We start from the raw sequence: 14,890 nt of genomic DNA on the forward strand, positions 1-14,890 counted from the left end.
AAGGTTTTCACAGCGTAGATAGGGTGTCACGAATCCGGGATGACAGTTGTCATGGTTGACGGAGTTGGCTACTCACTTGAGCGCGCCAGCACGAAAGCATCAGTTCGGTACGGAATACGCAGGACCTGGCCGGGCTTAAAACCCATGTGCTCATAGAGATACCAGTTGAGGTTGTAGGTCATGCGCTCGTGGATTCTTTCTCCATTGCGAAGCCAATACGAGCGAGTATGCATTAGCTCATGCAGGTCCTCAGGGGTGAGCTCGTGTTCCCACGTAAGGCGCAGCTCCTCACGAAGTGTCCACGGCGCGGTAAAGGATGGGTAAAAGCCGGGACGGTGGACATCACCGGAGTGCATGATGCGGGAAAGGCGCAGGATCCACGGGTCTGCATTGACGTCAAGGGTGTTCCATACCAAAAGGACCTTGCCACCCGGCCGAAGAATTCGGTCGAATTCTGCACATGCCTTGTCGACGTCGACCCAATGCCAGGTTTGCGCGCAGGTGAGGGCATCAAGGGAGGAGCTGGCGAGCGCTGTGTTCTCGGCGGTGGCGCGCCAGCACGGCACCCCGAGCCGGCGCAGGACACGCGTCATGTCGGGGGATGGATCGCTGGCATAGACGACGGAATTGGTCAGGGATTCAGTAAGTTTGCCGGTTCCTGCACCAACATCGAGAACTGTGTGCGCAGAAGCGATGAGCTGCGACACTTCGCGTGGGTAACCCGGGCGCACGTCATGGTAGGTCTCCGCGCCTTCGCTAAAAGCTTGCGCGGAATGCCTGCGTTGTTGGGCAGTGCCGAAGCTGGGCGCCTCCTTCCCCGAAGCCCGACGGTAGCTGGGGTAGTGCTCGGGCAGAGGGTGAGCGGGAGAGGCGCTGGAGGAAACAGATGGTTCGGAAGGCGAGGAGCACATGATACTCTCAAATTTACCGTGGCGCTGCGGGTTCGTAGATGTCGGTGCGATGTTTTAAGGTGGACGAGGATTTATTGGCGCGCAGAAGTGAGAGTGTTGAGGGGGAACAATGGGTAAAACGTCTACAGCATGGCCGCGCCCAGTGCACACGCTCGTCGGTCTAGCGGCCAGCGCTGTCTGCGCGCTAGCGTTGGCGTCGTGTGGAACATCCCAGGAAGCCCCGACATCCCCGACACCTGAAGCAGCATGGACAAATGATCTCGGTATCCCGGTAGCGCCCATGCTCGTCGGCCCTGAGCCGGGGCACACAAAGAAGATGAAGCTAGCCTCTGGGCGCAGTTTCCTACTTCACGTGCCTGAGAATTACACCCCGGAGCGCGCGTGGCCGGTGCTGCTTTCTTTCCACGGGTATACGGATTCGCCTGAAAATATGGAGAAGTACAGCCAGTTTGATGCTGCTGATGCCATCGTGGCTTACCCTGCTGGGGAGAAGGCGGCGTGGGCCCCAGCACCTTACGCAGTGACGAGCGCGGAAGAAGACCTCGACTTTGTGCGCACAATTGTGGATAGCCTGCGGGCCACTTATGAGGTGGACGACAATGCCATTTTCGCGGCTGGATTGTCTAATGGCGGAGGGTTTGCGGCCTTCTTGGCGTGCCGGATGCCAGGGACTTTTCGTTCAGTAGCTACCGTGTCAGCTGCATACTACGAAGGAATCCATACGGACTGTTCTGATCGACCGGTAGGCCGTTTGGACATTCACGGAACTAAGGATCCCGTGGTCAACTATGAAGGCGGTGTGCGTCATGGCACGGCTTATTCTTCCGTTGCAGAGGTGCTCGGGCAGCATCAGAAACGCAACAAGTGCCGCGGCGACGTCGAGTCGGTACGCCTCACAAACGGTGCGACCAGAGAGACGTGGACCGGGTGCCAGGCTCCGCTTCAGCACATCCGCATTGAGGGGGGATCGCACGTGTGGCCGGGTGGTAACAACTCTACGAAAATTGAGGTGGGAGAAGGCTTCGCCACCGATGCGGTGCTAGATTTCTTCGGAATCCCTGGCAGGCCCGAAGGCACAGAAGAGCATAATGTGGCCTAGAGCCGGGCTATCACCTCAAGGTGAAATGCGCACAAGGAGTATCGAGGGAGCGAACCCGCGCTAGACAGATATCCGCGACCGTTTCAAAACCCGCGTGGCGCGCGGCACTAGACGGCTCGGTGGGGTGGGGTATTTGGACTAAGTGGAATGAGCGTTGACCGTTATCCTCGCGGTTGAGCTCAACGACGGCTTGGGCAGTGGTTCCTGAGCCTGCAAAGAAATCAAGGACTACCGCGTCCGTGCCGCCGGTGATGGACAGTAGATGCTTGATGAGGCGCACAGGTTTGGGGAAGTCGAAGACTCCCGTGACACCAAGTGCTTCTTCGGCGTCACGACGGCCTGTTCGAGTGACCCCAAAACGTTCCCCATCGAGAATGGAACGGGGACGCGCACCATTCTTTTCGTAGTTCTTGGTGTAGACAAAGCCGCGCCGAAAGACCAGCTCCTCATAATGCTCAGCGACCTTGTCTTTACCCCAACGCCACCGCGCGACGCCCGACTTGCCCTCCGGCTGGTGCGGCCAATATTCGTGGCCATTGGGGCCAACGATGGGAAAGTCGAGGCTTGATAAGTATCCCAAGGTCTTAGAATCCAACCGCACGAGTGAATAATTCCCTTTCTCATCGCTGTGGTTATAGCGGGTTGAAGTGTGCGCTTCCAAGTCCAGGTTGAATCCGGCATTTGAAGGTGACTTGGCATAGCAAAGGATGTACTCGTGCTCGAGAACCGCATATTTGGAATCATTCTTGCCGGTCCCGCCCTTCTTCCAAATGAATTGCCCGGCGAAGCAGTCCTCACCGAAAACCTCGTTGAGTAGTAGGCGCAGGTGAGCGCTTTCTGACTCACCGATGGACACGATGATGAAGCCGGTATCGGCGAGCACCTCACGAGCCAGGATCAAGCGTGGCAACATCATAGAAAGCCACTCGGCATGCCACTGTCCAAAGTGCTCTGAGCGCATCTCTCGGCGTTGGCGGAAATTATCGCGGTAGACAAAATCTTTGCCGGTGTTATAGGGCGGATCAATGTAGATGATGTCCGCTCGCATCCCCTGTGCAATGAAATCCTTTAAGGCGTCGAGATTATCCGCCACCGTCACGCTGTTGGGGGCCGAATGAGGACCGCTCATCAGTGTTCTTGTCCGAGTGGCCTTGTTCGTGGCCTGCGCCGCAGCCGCCTCCTTACCCGGCCACACAAGGCCAAAGACCGATTTGCCATGAGGGGCTGAGGGAATGTCTAGCTCAGAGGAAGGCAGCTCTTCAGAAGGACGAGCTACAGATTGGTGTGCGGAATGAGAATGAAAGGAAGGCATTGTGGTGCGCCGAGGTTTCGACTTCGATCTTTAAAGGTAAGTGAGCGGTCAATGACGTTGTGCAGTACGTGCCGCGCGACGCGGCAAGAATGAGCACATGTGAATTGTGTCCCAGAGTACAAGGGTTCACAAATGAGAGAGTGGCGGCACGCGCCAAGTTGTTGAACGAAAAGGGGTAACCGGAGGGGGTAGACTTTAAGAACGATTCTGAGAACTCTCAGTGTGTGAAAGTCTTCCTTTAACTCGTGCTCTAGATGTATAACGATTTATAACGTTTGTGGCGAAGAGTACGGCTCGTCGGTACGGTGGGGGGACGTGATGGCGCTCAGCTTGAAAGTGGCGACCGTAGTGCACGTGCTTGTTGCGCGGGGAGCCGGCTAACGTCTCCCACTGTTGCCGGCATTACGCAGTATTCGGCACATTCGAGCCGTGAGGGTCACCACTGTTAGGGCAGTATTTACTTAAGGAAGGAACAAAGTAATGGGTATTTTTGACAAGGCAAAGGATGCTCTGAACTCCGATAAGGGCGAGCAGATTTCGGATAGCGCACTGGATAAGGGTGCAGATCTTGCTAAGGGCAAGCTGGGCGAGGATAAGGCGGATAAGATTGACTCCGCTCGCGACCAGCTCGATGAGCGCATTGGCAACCAGGGCGCTGAGGCTCCTCAGGGGGATGAGCAGAAGTAAAGCGATTGTCGCGCTTGGTTCCGAGCCACATCAAGGTTCCGGCATTGTGCGACACGTAGCCTGAACGCTCAGGGGTCCCGTCCGCATAGCGGGCGGGACTGTATAAGTTTTACAGCAACGTATACTTTGAATTTGGGGTGACGGGGGTGGATTGTCTTGCAGTGCGGGCGAAAGCTTAAGAAAACCTGTGTATATTCCTATCCTTTGTTTATGGGCCTAAAAGTGATTGTTTCCTAGGTAAGCTGAATTCTGTGATTACTTCAGTAGGTGTGGAACAAGGTAACCAACCCTCGCGCCAGCTCCTTATTGAGCAGGCCGGTCGGGTTATTGCCAAAGCGGGCATTGATGAGGTGCGCCTCCGGGAGGTGGCCGATCAAGTGGATGTTCCGCTAGCGGAAGCCCAAGAGCTCTTTGCCTCTGAAGCTGAGCTTGTAAAGGAAACCAAGCGCACCCTGAACGAGGCGCTGACCTCAGTCGTTGATCTGCATCTCCAGCGTTTGCCTGAGAATGCGACGGCCGTGGATAAGCTTCGCGCCACGGCGCTGGCGTATTTCTCCTTCGCGGTGGAGGATCCTTCTGCCTTTGCGGCATTTTCTGCGGTTCATGCAACTCCTCGGGTCGGCGTTACTGTAGAGGACTTTGTTAATTCTGATGGGGATGTCGAAATATGTCCTATCATGCAGATTCTTTTTGAGTTGACCGAGGAGGCTATCAAGGAATCTGGCGGAGTAGATCCTGATGTTAGTGGAACCTTGTTGTCGGCGCTGTCGATTTTTTCCCACCTACACGGCGTGACGCAACTGGCAGCTGAAGGAATCCTGCGTTACCTGTCGCCGGCAGCGAAAAAGCAGACATTTGGCGCTGTTATGGACACCCTGAGTGTCGGCCTCTACCCATTCTTTAGGGGAGAGCGCGTCGAGCGCACTATTCCTTATGGCTTGGTGGGAGAGCAGCCGGAAGCGTTGGTAGCAAAGGCCAAGGATTACCCACGGGGAACCGAGGATGAACAGCGTACGGCGTTGCTGCGTGGTGCTATTGAGGAGGCGCTTGACCACGGCGTTACCGGCCTTCATATCGGTGGTGCTGCGAAGCGGGCGGGCCTTAGTGTGCAGGAAGCTGAGCATCTGATTGAAAGCGATCAAGAGCTGGCCAGCTTCCTTGAGCGGTATTTGGACAAGGTCAACTATGAGTTCATTTTCCGGCAGGTAGCTGCGCTTCCGGAAGACGCTAAAGCAATGTCCAAGATTAAGGCCACCGGGTACGGCTACGTCTCGCATGCGTTGGCTGATCCGATGGGCTTTGAAGCTCTCATCAAGATCGCGTCCGGGCCGATTGTTCCCATGTCCTTCGAGGACGACTTTTTGCCGAACGCGAACAAAGCGGTTGAGCTCCAACGTGACTTTAGCGAATTTGGACGGGCTTTTGGCTTCATTATGTCTCTCATGCGTGAGGCAATCGATGAAGTTGACGGGCCGCGCACTCCGTGGGTTCTATTCACCTTGGTGATTTCCGTGTGGGCGGGCGCTCATGGTCTAGCCATGCTGAGTACCAAGGGTCCCTTGCGTGGGTTTGATTCTGACTATATTTTCGAGATTCTCACCCACTATATGGACATTGAATTTGGTGGCATCATGCGCAGTCTTAGTGGCACGACTGACTAATGCAGCAACGTAACTGAGAATTGCCTCTTGGCGCGTCATCGTCGCCGTTTCTCTACCCGCTTTCTTAATGTGAAAGCGGGTAGTTCGTTCTATTGGTACCTGGGGAGGGCTGGTGTGTCGGCGGCTAAACTCGGCGTCTATCCGCAAGTTGCCCGTTGGTGATGGGGGTAAGATAATCGTATTGTCAACGATGTTGACGCTGTGAACTGCACTGATGCTGAACTGGGGGTTTCCAAGCGGGGGTAACGAATAGTTACTCAAATGTCGAAAATATATTTCGACGGTTGTATGGTGACCACGTCCGAACCTTAAGCACTTAGCTCACTGTGTTAAGTGTGTGCTCATCAACTTGCAAGAAAGACTTCGCATGCGTTCCCTACACTCTCGCATCGTTGCCACCGCAGTGGCCGTAGCAACCTTTTCTTCCGTTATTGTCGCCCCGCAGACCTTCGCCGTTGAGGAGCCGAGCGATACGTCTTTTGTCCACGAACAGTCCGGCGCTGACACTGTCGACGTCAATGGCACCGCCTTCGACGAAGACGGCAACCTGATCGATTCAAACAACGCTGGCGACAACACCATTGAGGAGTTGGAGCGTGAATCCCGAGACAACGACTTTGGCTTCTACGGCGCGGAAAACGGCAAGCCAACGACACTCGATGAGCTGGAAACCGCCGAGGCATCGACGGCTGACGCGACTATCAAGGTCGTAGAGAAGAACGGCAAATTGGTGTGTGAGATCACCGATGCCCCAGGCAAAGAAGGCGAGATTCTCGAGCGCAAGCTGGACCTTGCACGGGCTTTCTACGACGGTGGAAACAAGCTGCTCCAGACGGTGTGGGAAGTAATCCCAGTCGTCGGTGAACTTGTGCCTTCTGACTTCATCAAGAAGATTGGCGCAAGCTCGTGGGAGGGAATTGCCAAACTTGTTCGTGATGGTGAGGCAAACAAGGACGTCACCTGGGATCTCGCACGCGCGCAAGGCATGGCCATCGCCAAGATTGATAACGCTGATGCAGAGGTGGATCTAAAGAATCCAGATGCCGCTAAGAAGACCGTTTCTGGTCTCATCAAATTTGCTGATGGTGCTTTTGGCAATGGTGTGGCCACCGTTCTGAAGATCTTCAATGCCGCTGTCACCATCGCAGGTCTCTTCCCAGGCGCCAGCGCAGCCAAGGATTTGAAGTTGAGCAAGACCCAGCGAAAGGAAATTGAGTCTACTCTCTCAGATATTTCGGCTTCTGCCTCCGCGCTCGCAGAAATCAATGCACCAGCTGGTCAGAAGTGTGCGGATATGCTCAATGGCAAGAAGGTAAGCAACGACAAGCCCGCTTCTCCTTCGACGTCTAATACCACTGAGCCTTCAGAATCCCCCGCGTCTTCTGAGCCGTCTAGCTCAGTAACGCCGAGCCCTTCTGAGACCACCGAGCCCGAGGAATCGGAGTCTGAGACGCCTACGACGACCGAACCCTCGACTTCTACCACCGACGGTGCTGAGGCTCAGGACGGCAAAGACGGTAAGGACGGTGAACCAGGCCGCGATGGAAAAGACGGTAAGGATGGTATCGACGGCAAGGATGGCCGCGACGGTGCCAACGGTGCACCGGGCGCACCCGGCCGCGATGGCGTCGATGGCCAGGACGGGCGCGACGGTCTTAACGGTCTAAATGGCCGCGACGGCGCTGACGGGAAGGATGGCAAAGACGGTCAAGACGGAAAGGACGTCGATTCCTCCTCCATGGCTGGCTACACATTCCTCGCAGCTATCCTCGGTGGCGGTCTCGTCGTTTCTATTCTGGGCGCGATGGATTACCTCTACCTTTTGGGCTACCTGCCCAAGGAGGGGATCCCGTGGCGTGCTAACAGCTAAGCACCCATTGGACGCTGAGTCCGGACACAGGAGCCGGTCTCAGCAGGGAGCGGGCTGGATGCCGCGGAGGACGTTTTCTAAAGCTCGCCCTCGTTGCGCAAGTGCCGTAGCTGATTCTCCGTAAAAGTTCGCTCCGCTAGGGATTCGCCGGCACCGTCCTGCAAGTGCACAACGACACTGAGCCCGAGCTCCTGCAGGTCCTCGACGTCTTCACGGTACATGGCCACCGAACTGATGGTGCATTCTTCGGTATTGATGCGGGAAGCGTAGATTTCCTTGACGGCGTCTACGTTCGCGTGCTGGGCCGGCATGGCGAGCATAATCATATCGATCTGGTGGCTGTCCTTGACGCGCTCCCAGAAGTCGATATCTGTTGCATCGCCCTCCACGACGTTGTAGCCACTCTCTTGGAGATGGCGAACTCGTGCTGGATCGTGTTCCACTCCCAAAACATTGGCGCCGTAGACGTCGACGAGCTCCTTGTAACAGGAAAGGCCGAGCCGTCCTACGCCGAGGACGAGCGCATGGGCGTCGCCAAGCTCGATGGGGCGATCCTCCGGGTGAATCTTGTGCGGTGGGCGGGCCGGCAGTCGCTTGGCTAGGTGTGTAGCTCGCGAGACGTTTTGTGGGTTGAGGATTGCCGAGATGACAAAGCTCAACGAAACAGCGAGCACGAGTGACAGCAGCCAGCGCTGGTTGAGCCAGCCGTCCTGTACTCCCACAGCGGCAATGATAAGGGCGAACTCAGAGTAATTCGCCAGCAACAGGGAAGCAAGGACAGAAGTGCGGTTGCGCAGTCCCAACATCCACAGGATTGCCCAGTAAGCGAGGCCCTGGATGGGCAAAAGCAGCAGGAGCAACCCGGCGTCGACGATGTTGTGCCACGTTGGTAGGCCCAGGAAACCGATGTTGACGAAAAAGCCAACCAGCAGCAGTTCTTTGAGGGTAAACAGTGAATGGCTGAGCTGTTCTGCGCCAGGGGAGCGGGAGAGCACCACGCCCATGATGAGCGCGCCGAGGCTTCCGGAGAGGCCGACCCACTCGAAGAGAGCATAACCAGGCAGCAGCGCCATGACGATGCCAAAGAGCGCGCCCAGCTCACCGTGCCCGAGCTTGTACCAGCGGCGAGTAGTCAGCGCTAGCAGCGGGACGATGAGGACAAGCAACACGGCCGCTAAGCTTGGCGGCTCTCCCCGCAGGATGCTCATGAAGACGACAGCGATGATGTCCTGCATGATGAGGACGCCGATGCAGATATTGCCGTAGAGGGCTTGTTCATCGCCGCGGTCTTGCAAGATTTTGACGACCACGATGGTGCTGGAAAAACTCAGCACGAGGGCGACGTTGACCGCTATCGAAAAACTGGTCGGACCGAATGCGCCGAGTGCGCCGAGAGCCGTGATAAAACCCATGCCGAGGAGGGTCATCACGAGCACGTGGGCGGTGGCGGTAAGCCAGACAGCCTTGTCGGTCAAGGCCCTCAGATCGAGGCGCAACCCGATTGCAAAAAGCATCAGCGTGACACCGATGTCGGCGAAAAGATCTAACGCTTCAACGTGCTCGATACCCCCGGCATTGAGCGCGAAGCCAGCGACGAGAAACCCGATGAGAGGCGGCAATCGCACCGCCCACGCAACGAGGCCGCAGCCAAACACCACTGCGAGGTAGATCAATAACAATTCCATGGATTGTAATAGTGCCCTAACCCGAGCTTTGGCCAGAGTTTGAAACACTATCTACCCCATGAGGGTGAGAAACATGGAGTGGCCTTGCTTGGCGATACATGTCGTTCACGGTAAATAAGCGCTAAAAAATTGAATTATTTGAACTCTATTTACCGTGGGCGTAGTAACCCAAGGCTTAAGCCTTAACCCGTCGACTCGTTCCAGAAGAAAAGGCTGGTCAGAGTTTTCTGGCCAGCCTAAGAGTCTTTTGCGAAACTACCCACCCACCTGCAACGACCCGAACCACAGCTATGGTTTCCGTCGGTTTCCGTTCCCGGTTCCGTCGGCAGGTGGGCCGGGGCGGTGTCGGAGGTGGGGGCACACCACGTGGTTCGTCCCCAGTCCTAGCCCCTATCCGCGAGAGGGACAGGATAACGCCACGACCGGAGACACACCCCGCCGCCAAAGTCACAAGCAAGTTTATGTTGCTGGAGGTCTACGCGACGTGCTTAGCGCATACGCTGTGACAGCCCATAGCGCGGAGCCAAAACCACCGCGCCCCTTGTTTAAGGAAGAGCCTGATTACTCGGGGATCTCGCTGAGTTGGGCCTCAATCCGATCCAACCGCTCGGTGATGTTGCGTAGATGCTCCACGATGAGTTGGTTGGAACCATCGATCGCCGTCGCCGTTTCGCGTCGTGCGCTGGTGACGGTGCGTACCACCCAGACGGTAAGAGCAACGAAGATCGCGAGTGGTAATGCGGCGGCGAGGATGACAAGAAATACGGTAGCGGTAAGTGTCACGAAGATTCCCTTTTCTGTTCTTGATTAATCAGGTGCCTAATGTGGTCTGGAGTTACTTCAAGCTGAAACGGAGCGACCCAGTAGTGCTTCCTCACTCGGCTCTCTCCGAGCTGTTCCAGGCCACTCTCGATGAGTCCAGCAGCTTCCAAGCGGTTGAGGTGCTGGTAGAGCAGTGGCCGAGACATCCCGAGTCGGCGGGCCAGCTCACTGACATGGGTCGAATCCGTCTCTAGGGAGGCGATAATTCGCAACCGAGGCTCACTTCCAAGAGCACTGAGCATCTGAGCGAGCCGTGCTGCGTCCATCATCCCTCCGTATCGTAATCGAACGATGTCAGGTGTAAGTATATGCTTACAGTCAGCGGTGCGCAAGTTCTGCCGGGTCTGGCGGAGACGCTGCCCGACTTAAGACGTGGCCGGTGTCCCATCACGTCCCCTCTTCACCCTCCCCAAGAAGAAACCCAGCCGCAGCACACACCACAGCTGGGTTCCTTCATGGCTTACAGCGTAGCCAGCAGCTACAGCCGCTCGATGTCTACATCGCCATCGAGAATCCTCGGCTCTACCTCCATGTGGATCCCGCGGTAGGGAAGTAGTGCGCGGATAATGTCGTGGGTGATGTCGATGCCTGGAGATGGTTCGTCCCGCAAAAGGTGGTACAGGCTAGGGCAGTAGTCCACGCCGGGAAACTCGTCCTTTGCTTCGGGAACGCACCCGTCCGGGTCAAAAGTCGTGCAGCGAATGATCAGGTCGTCGTGGACACTATTGGGCAGATTGATGGTGAGTCCTGGTGTGGTGGCAGACATGTCTGCAACCGTGGCCTCGTTTACAGACCGGGTAAGCGGGATTAGGCCGCGGGCGGACTCACCGCCTTGGATGCGGGTGAGTCCCGCACGGTTTCCGTAAGTGTCGGCCAGGGTGACAAACGTGACGCGCACCGGGGCAGTGGCCACCGACATGGAGTTAAACGCGGTGAGGACGTTGATTTCGCGCTCGGTGATAAGCCCCTGCGGGCCTGTGAAGCTAATGACGTGGTTGTAGAGCGCGGCGGTGGACATGGACAAGATGGTGTCGGCCACCTGTTTTCCCTGTTTCAGGGTTTCGGTGACTTGGGCGAGGTCGTCTACCTCAAGCTCGGCGGTGAAGTACTGGCAGTACAGTGGTGTGCTCATGTCGAGTGTGGACATGGTTCGTCCCTTTCCTTTGAGGGTGTGAGCAGTGGAAATGTCAAGTGTCGGGCACGGTAACAGGTAGAAATTTGCGGATACGCAAACTGTCCGCGCGGTGGGTTGCCGATGTGCGAGGTATGGCAACAAGCCGCGTGAGTTAAGACAAAATTGCGGATACGCAATCGCGCTCGACGGTGGTCACGCTAGTCGGTGCGGGGTGTGGTTGAGGCTCCGCGCAGGTCGCGCACGTATCGGTTAGCCACAACCGGGGGCAGCGGATCTACATGTTGTGGTGGACATAGCTGTGGGCCACAAAGCGGGGCCTTGAAGGACTTGGTGGGTAGGATTAAGGCCGTGTCCGAGGCTCGCGCGGGGGTACTAAATATGGCATGTCCCTTTTTTGATCTCCACAACATGATGTGGTGGTTCGTCTGGTAGATGTTTGCGGAACCGCAAACATGCAGGCCATATAAGAAATTCCTGCGAAGTTGGCGGTGTGGGGCCACCTGCTTGCCAGATTGCAGATCGGCAAACAAGACTATGTGTAGCGGAGTGCACTGCGTGGCCTAGCTACGTAGCATCCACTACACCGCCCCATTCCACTGCGATCGTGCCGACGAAGGAAAGGCCCATGTCCAGTAACTACACCACCGCCGACTATGAGGCGATCATCGCCAACTACACACCACACGCCGTGCGCTCTGAGCCGTGGAGCCACGTTGCCGACTTCACCCGCGAGTGCGTGCGCGCACTTAACATCACCCCGGATAACACCAGCCGCGACGCACTGCGCAACACGCTCAACTGCGTGTCCAAGCTCGCCGCCTGGGTCTGGGTGAGCTACGGCGTGGTGACTGTCGAGACCGTCTTCCACCCCGACATCATCGGAAACTACTTCCTTGCCGGAGGTGGTGCAAAGCTCAGCCCGTCCACCGCAGGAACCCAGCGCTCGCTGCTGTGTCGTGTGGCGGAGGTGATCAACGACGACTGGAACCCTGACTACCAGCACCCGATTAGCTACGAGCCAACCCTTGAACCCTACGACTCTTATGCCTGTGACAGGATGTGGGATTGGGCCGAGTCGCAACCCACAGCTGCCCGCCGCCGCAACTTCACTACGGTGCTAGCACTCACGCTTGGTGCGGGCTTGCGCGCAGGAGAAATCTGCACGCTGCGCGGCAAAGACGTGCGTGTTGACGGCGACGGGGTGCTGCTGTTTCCGCACGGCTACCGCGGGGCTGGCCCGCGCGAGGTGCCACTGCTCAAGTCTCATATCGAGGTACTTCAGCCGGTCATTATGGCTACCGGCCCGGAGGACTACCTGTTCAGGCCAGGCCGCGACAACGAGAACGTCAGCCAGCTCTCGGCGTATCTCCGCCGGGTAACACCTAGTACATCGCCGGATATGGTGCCGGATACCCGCAGGCTGCGCAATACGTGGATTATCGACCGCATTGCAGCCGGAGTTCCCGCTGATGTGCTGTGTGCTGCGGCAGGACTGAAGTCCTTGCACCAGTTTGAGGACTACGTGGTCGAGGCCGGAGCTAACCGCCGCCATGCCTACCGGATTCTTTTGGCCGGAGGATCGACTCATGGCACCCCAGGTGGAGGCCTGTACGTGCTGTAGCTCGGCTCACGGAGACTTCCTGAGCTATCCCTAGCGATTGCACATCTGCAAAGTTGGATTGCGGATACGCAAAACTCGTCTCATGGCGCACAGACCGCACCAGGGACGAACCACCCTGTGACCTGCGGGTTTACTCATGGTCTGAGGTAAGAAGGCACCGCCACCTATTTCGTGGTGTAGGTGTGCTCACCTCGTGAGCCATGAACGACACCCATGTAACTCACACCCGCCTTACCAGTGTCGGAAACATGCAGTTTCCAACCCTCGGGTCACTGACTGCCGTATCGGTTGCTGCGATGGCGCGGCCACAAGGGCTTGCCTGTGGTGACCTCGATATTGGCAATGACACGTCCCGTCGGGATCATCTCGCCGCGGATGATTCGGGTGATGGTGGAGGTGGGGATACCGCAGGCCTCGGCCAAGTCTTTGGCACTGGGGTAGCTCCCGTCCAGGGTGAGTTTCTGGACGTTGCGGGCAAAGTCCTGCAATTTCCGCATGACCGGATCGTGGGCCTCGATATGGGCATTAGGCCAGTTGGCGTAACGCCTGACCGGAGCCTCGGCGGGAAGGTCGGAAGCCACGAGACCACTTCCTTTGAACAAGAAGAAAAAGACGAACCACCTAAGTCTAAATACAATGAGGTCTACGCTGTGATCGACACACTGACGACACGCGGATTACTGCCACCTACAACTCCTACCGTTGAGCGCAACCGCAAGCGCGTGCTCGCCACGTACTTTTGCTACATGCGCGACCGCTGGTACGACGACATCTCCGTGGACGGCTGTATCTACCTGCTGCGCGATGGCGGAAAGATCCGCACCTACTTACAAGCCCGTACAGCGGATTTATCCAAATCCAGCCTCAATGCCACCCGCCGCATCCTCAACCGCTGCGCAAGCCATGTCATTGGCCAAGAAGGCGCGCTGGAGTGGGCAGAAGAATTACCGGAGGTCTTTTACCCGGCAGCTACGGCTCCGCGCCGCGCCTACAACGCCAGCGAACTTATCCGAATCAACGACTGGGTTCACTCCCGCCCCCGCCGCGAGTCGCGGCGCGTGGCCTGCATCATCGTGTCACTGGCTTTAGGTGCTGGCATGTCCACCGAGGAAATCTATCACTGCCGTGATGGCGACTTCACCGACTTTGGCACAGTGCTGGCGGTTCATGCACGCGGTGGTCGTGGGCTAAAGCCGCGTACCGTTCCGCTGACTGCACCTTTCGACGACCTCATGCGCCAAGTGCTGCATGGCGTGGGCGACGACCGTAGAGACGAACCACTGGTAAAACCCAACTCGGCGCGCCGCCGCAACGATGCCACAGGCCCACACCTGATTGCTGACTTCATCCACAAGACCAGCCAGAACCCATCGAGTACCGGCCTTGCCCCGACACTGCCCAGGCTGCGCTATACCTGGATCGCTACTCATGCCGCCGAGCGCGTGGACTTTAACCATCTGGTCTATGCCACCGGAAGCATCCAGCCCTTCCAGGACACGTTTCACCACATGATCGTTGAATCTGGCGCGCTCACCGAGACCGAATACCGTGAGTGGATCAGCGGCAACAGGGACGAACCAGACTACCCGCCGCTTCGAGTCGTCGAACCGAGAGCAGGAGGCGAAGTCTAGGTGGCCCACTTCAACACCACACCCACCCCGCTGCTTCGCCTGGATGGAGCCAGCGTTTCCTGGGCATTGACCATCATCGACCGCACCGACATCTGCCACCATCTTGACACCTGGAGGCGAGTAGACGGCTACGACCCCGCCAAAGGAGGCAGGCCTAAATCCGTTAACGACCGCACCATCCTTGCGCTCTACCTGATTCTGGCGCGTTCTGGTCAACCCATGCATTTGACCACCATGACGACGCTCCTGGCCTCTCCTGATACGACAGACAAGGCTTTAGAACTCCTTAACCTGCCCAGCCGCGATAAGGCACGACGGGTAGGTGACTTTTACGCAACCCAGCACAGCAACTGGTACTACCGCCTGTGGCGTGCGCTGCACAGCTTCCTTGATGTCGTTGACCCATTCGACAACATCCCGCACCGGGACCTGACCCCTGTTAGGTAGACACCTGAT

The 14,890-nt window shown here is 57.2% G+C and carries 14 protein-coding genes; 7 read left to right on the plus strand and 7 right to left on the minus strand.

Going from position 1 to position 14,890, the window contains the following annotated elements; translation table 11 throughout:
* Positions 1–68: 68 nt before the first annotated feature.
* On the minus strand, positions 69–911 hold the full coding sequence (locus HMPREF2993_RS00110) for a class I SAM-dependent methyltransferase (RefSeq protein WP_049154970.1): 843 nt from the start codon (positions 909–911) through the stop codon (positions 69–71).
* A gap of 109 nt (positions 912–1,020) precedes the next feature.
* On the opposite strand from HMPREF2993_RS00110, the gene HMPREF2993_RS00115 reads away from it, so the two are divergent.
* Entirely contained in the window at positions 1,021–2,010 is a 990-nt protein-coding gene (locus HMPREF2993_RS00115) for a CE1 family esterase (protein WP_082254485.1), read from the plus strand.
* A 10-nt stretch (positions 2,011–2,020) separates the two neighbouring features.
* Here HMPREF2993_RS00115 and HMPREF2993_RS00120 read toward each other — a convergent pair whose 3' ends face one another.
* Positions 2,021–3,139 carry a site-specific DNA-methyltransferase gene (locus HMPREF2993_RS00120; RefSeq protein ID WP_246822290.1) on the minus strand — a complete coding sequence of 373 codons (1,119 nt, stop codon included), beginning with the start codon at positions 3,137–3,139 and terminating at the stop codon, positions 2,021–2,023.
* A 663-nt stretch (positions 3,140–3,802) separates the two neighbouring features.
* On the opposite strand from HMPREF2993_RS00120, the gene HMPREF2993_RS00125 reads away from it, so the two are divergent.
* The 3 genes from HMPREF2993_RS00125 (at position 3,803) to HMPREF2993_RS00135 (ending at position 7,540) form a co-directional block, all read left to right on the plus strand.
* Positions 3,803–4,009, plus strand: coding sequence for an antitoxin (locus HMPREF2993_RS00125; RefSeq protein WP_070510775.1), 207 nt, complete (start codon positions 3,803–3,805; stop codon positions 4,007–4,009).
* A gap of 251 nt (positions 4,010–4,260) precedes the next feature.
* Complete coding sequence (locus tag HMPREF2993_RS00130; RefSeq protein ID WP_070700305.1) at positions 4,261–5,670, plus strand: TetR/AcrR family transcriptional regulator; 1,410 nt, start codon at positions 4,261–4,263, stop codon at positions 5,668–5,670.
* Between the two features lie 367 nt (positions 5,671–6,037).
* Complete coding sequence (locus HMPREF2993_RS00135) at positions 6,038–7,540, plus strand: collagen-like protein (RefSeq protein ID WP_070700308.1); 1,503 nt, start codon at positions 6,038–6,040, stop codon at positions 7,538–7,540.
* A 77-nt stretch (positions 7,541–7,617) separates the two neighbouring features.
* On the opposite strand, the gene HMPREF2993_RS00140 is transcribed toward HMPREF2993_RS00135, so the two are convergent.
* The 4 genes from HMPREF2993_RS00140 to HMPREF2993_RS00155 form a co-directional block, all read right to left on the minus strand.
* Positions 7,618–9,225, minus strand: a complete 1,608-nt coding sequence (locus tag HMPREF2993_RS00140; RefSeq protein WP_070516225.1) for a cation:proton antiporter family protein — start codon at positions 9,223–9,225, stop codon at positions 7,618–7,620.
* Between the two features lie 561 nt (positions 9,226–9,786).
* Positions 9,787–10,008 carry a hypothetical protein gene (locus HMPREF2993_RS00145; RefSeq protein WP_005323143.1) on the minus strand — a complete coding sequence of 74 codons (222 nt, stop codon included), beginning with the start codon at positions 10,006–10,008 and terminating at the stop codon, positions 9,787–9,789.
* The gene (locus HMPREF2993_RS00150; protein ID WP_005323142.1) at positions 10,005–10,316 is read right to left on the minus strand and encodes an ArsR/SmtB family transcription factor; all 312 of its coding nucleotides are present in this window, start codon (positions 10,314–10,316) and stop codon (positions 10,005–10,007) included. The genes HMPREF2993_RS00145 and HMPREF2993_RS00150 overlap by 4 nt, the downstream gene beginning before the upstream one ends.
* A 209-nt stretch (positions 10,317–10,525) precedes the next feature.
* Positions 10,526–11,194, minus strand: coding sequence for a hypothetical protein (locus tag HMPREF2993_RS00155; protein WP_005323141.1), 669 nt, complete (start codon positions 11,192–11,194; stop codon positions 10,526–10,528).
* A gap of 613 nt (positions 11,195–11,807) precedes the next feature.
* Here HMPREF2993_RS00155 and HMPREF2993_RS00160 point away from each other — a divergent pair.
* Positions 11,808–12,803 (plus strand): tyrosine-type recombinase/integrase, encoded by a 996-nt coding sequence (locus tag HMPREF2993_RS00160; RefSeq protein ID WP_070456053.1) that lies wholly within the window; start codon positions 11,808–11,810, stop codon positions 12,801–12,803.
* 269 nt (positions 12,804–13,072) lie between these two features.
* On the opposite strand, the gene HMPREF2993_RS12900 is transcribed toward HMPREF2993_RS00160, so the two are convergent.
* Entirely contained in the window at positions 13,073–13,384 is a 312-nt protein-coding gene (locus HMPREF2993_RS12900) for a helix-turn-helix domain-containing protein (RefSeq protein ID WP_080971166.1), read from the minus strand.
* A gap of 69 nt (positions 13,385–13,453) precedes the next feature.
* Here HMPREF2993_RS12900 and HMPREF2993_RS00165 point away from each other — a divergent pair, with 69 nt between their 5' ends.
* Positions 13,454–14,434: a hypothetical protein gene (locus HMPREF2993_RS00165; protein WP_083318661.1), complete on the plus strand. Its 981-nt coding sequence runs from the start codon at positions 13,454–13,456 to the stop codon at positions 14,432–14,434.
* Positions 14,435–14,881, plus strand: coding sequence for a hypothetical protein (locus HMPREF2993_RS00170; protein ID WP_070700311.1), 447 nt, complete (start codon positions 14,435–14,437; stop codon positions 14,879–14,881).
* Positions 14,882–14,890 lie beyond the last annotated feature (9 nt).

This window comes from Corynebacterium sp. HMSC068G04 (genome assembly GCF_001814885.1).
Classification (GTDB): domain Bacteria; phylum Actinomycetota; class Actinomycetes; order Mycobacteriales; family Mycobacteriaceae; genus Corynebacterium; species Corynebacterium hiratae.

What these genes read in the sequence shown, in the direction of transcription:
- HMPREF2993_RS00110 (WP_049154970.1), bottom strand. Translation starts at nt 911, where the DNA reads ATGTGCTCCTCGCCTTCCGAACCATCTGTTTCCTCCAGCGCCTCTCCC.
- HMPREF2993_RS00115 (WP_082254485.1), top strand. Translation starts at nt 1,021, where the DNA reads ATGGGTAAAACGTCTACAGCATGGCCGCGCCCAGTGCACACGCTCGTC.
- HMPREF2993_RS00120 (WP_246822290.1), bottom strand. Translation starts at nt 3,139, where the DNA reads ATGAGCGGTCCTCATTCGGCCCCCAACAGCGTGACGGTGGCGGATAAT.
- HMPREF2993_RS00125 (WP_070510775.1), top strand. Translation starts at nt 3,803, where the DNA reads ATGGGTATTTTTGACAAGGCAAAGGATGCTCTGAACTCCGATAAGGGC.
- HMPREF2993_RS00135 (WP_070700308.1), top strand. Translation starts at nt 6,038, where the DNA reads ATGCGTTCCCTACACTCTCGCATCGTTGCCACCGCAGTGGCCGTAGCA.
- HMPREF2993_RS00140 (WP_070516225.1), bottom strand. Translation starts at nt 9,225, where the DNA reads ATGGAATTGTTATTGATCTACCTCGCAGTGGTGTTTGGCTGCGGCCTC.
- HMPREF2993_RS00150 (WP_005323142.1), bottom strand. Translation starts at nt 10,316, where the DNA reads ATGATGGACGCAGCACGGCTCGCTCAGATGCTCAGTGCTCTTGGAAGT.
- HMPREF2993_RS00155 (WP_005323141.1), bottom strand. Translation starts at nt 11,194, where the DNA reads ATGTCCACACTCGACATGAGCACACCACTGTACTGCCAGTACTTCACC.
- HMPREF2993_RS00160 (WP_070456053.1), top strand. Translation starts at nt 11,808, where the DNA reads ATGTCCAGTAACTACACCACCGCCGACTATGAGGCGATCATCGCCAAC.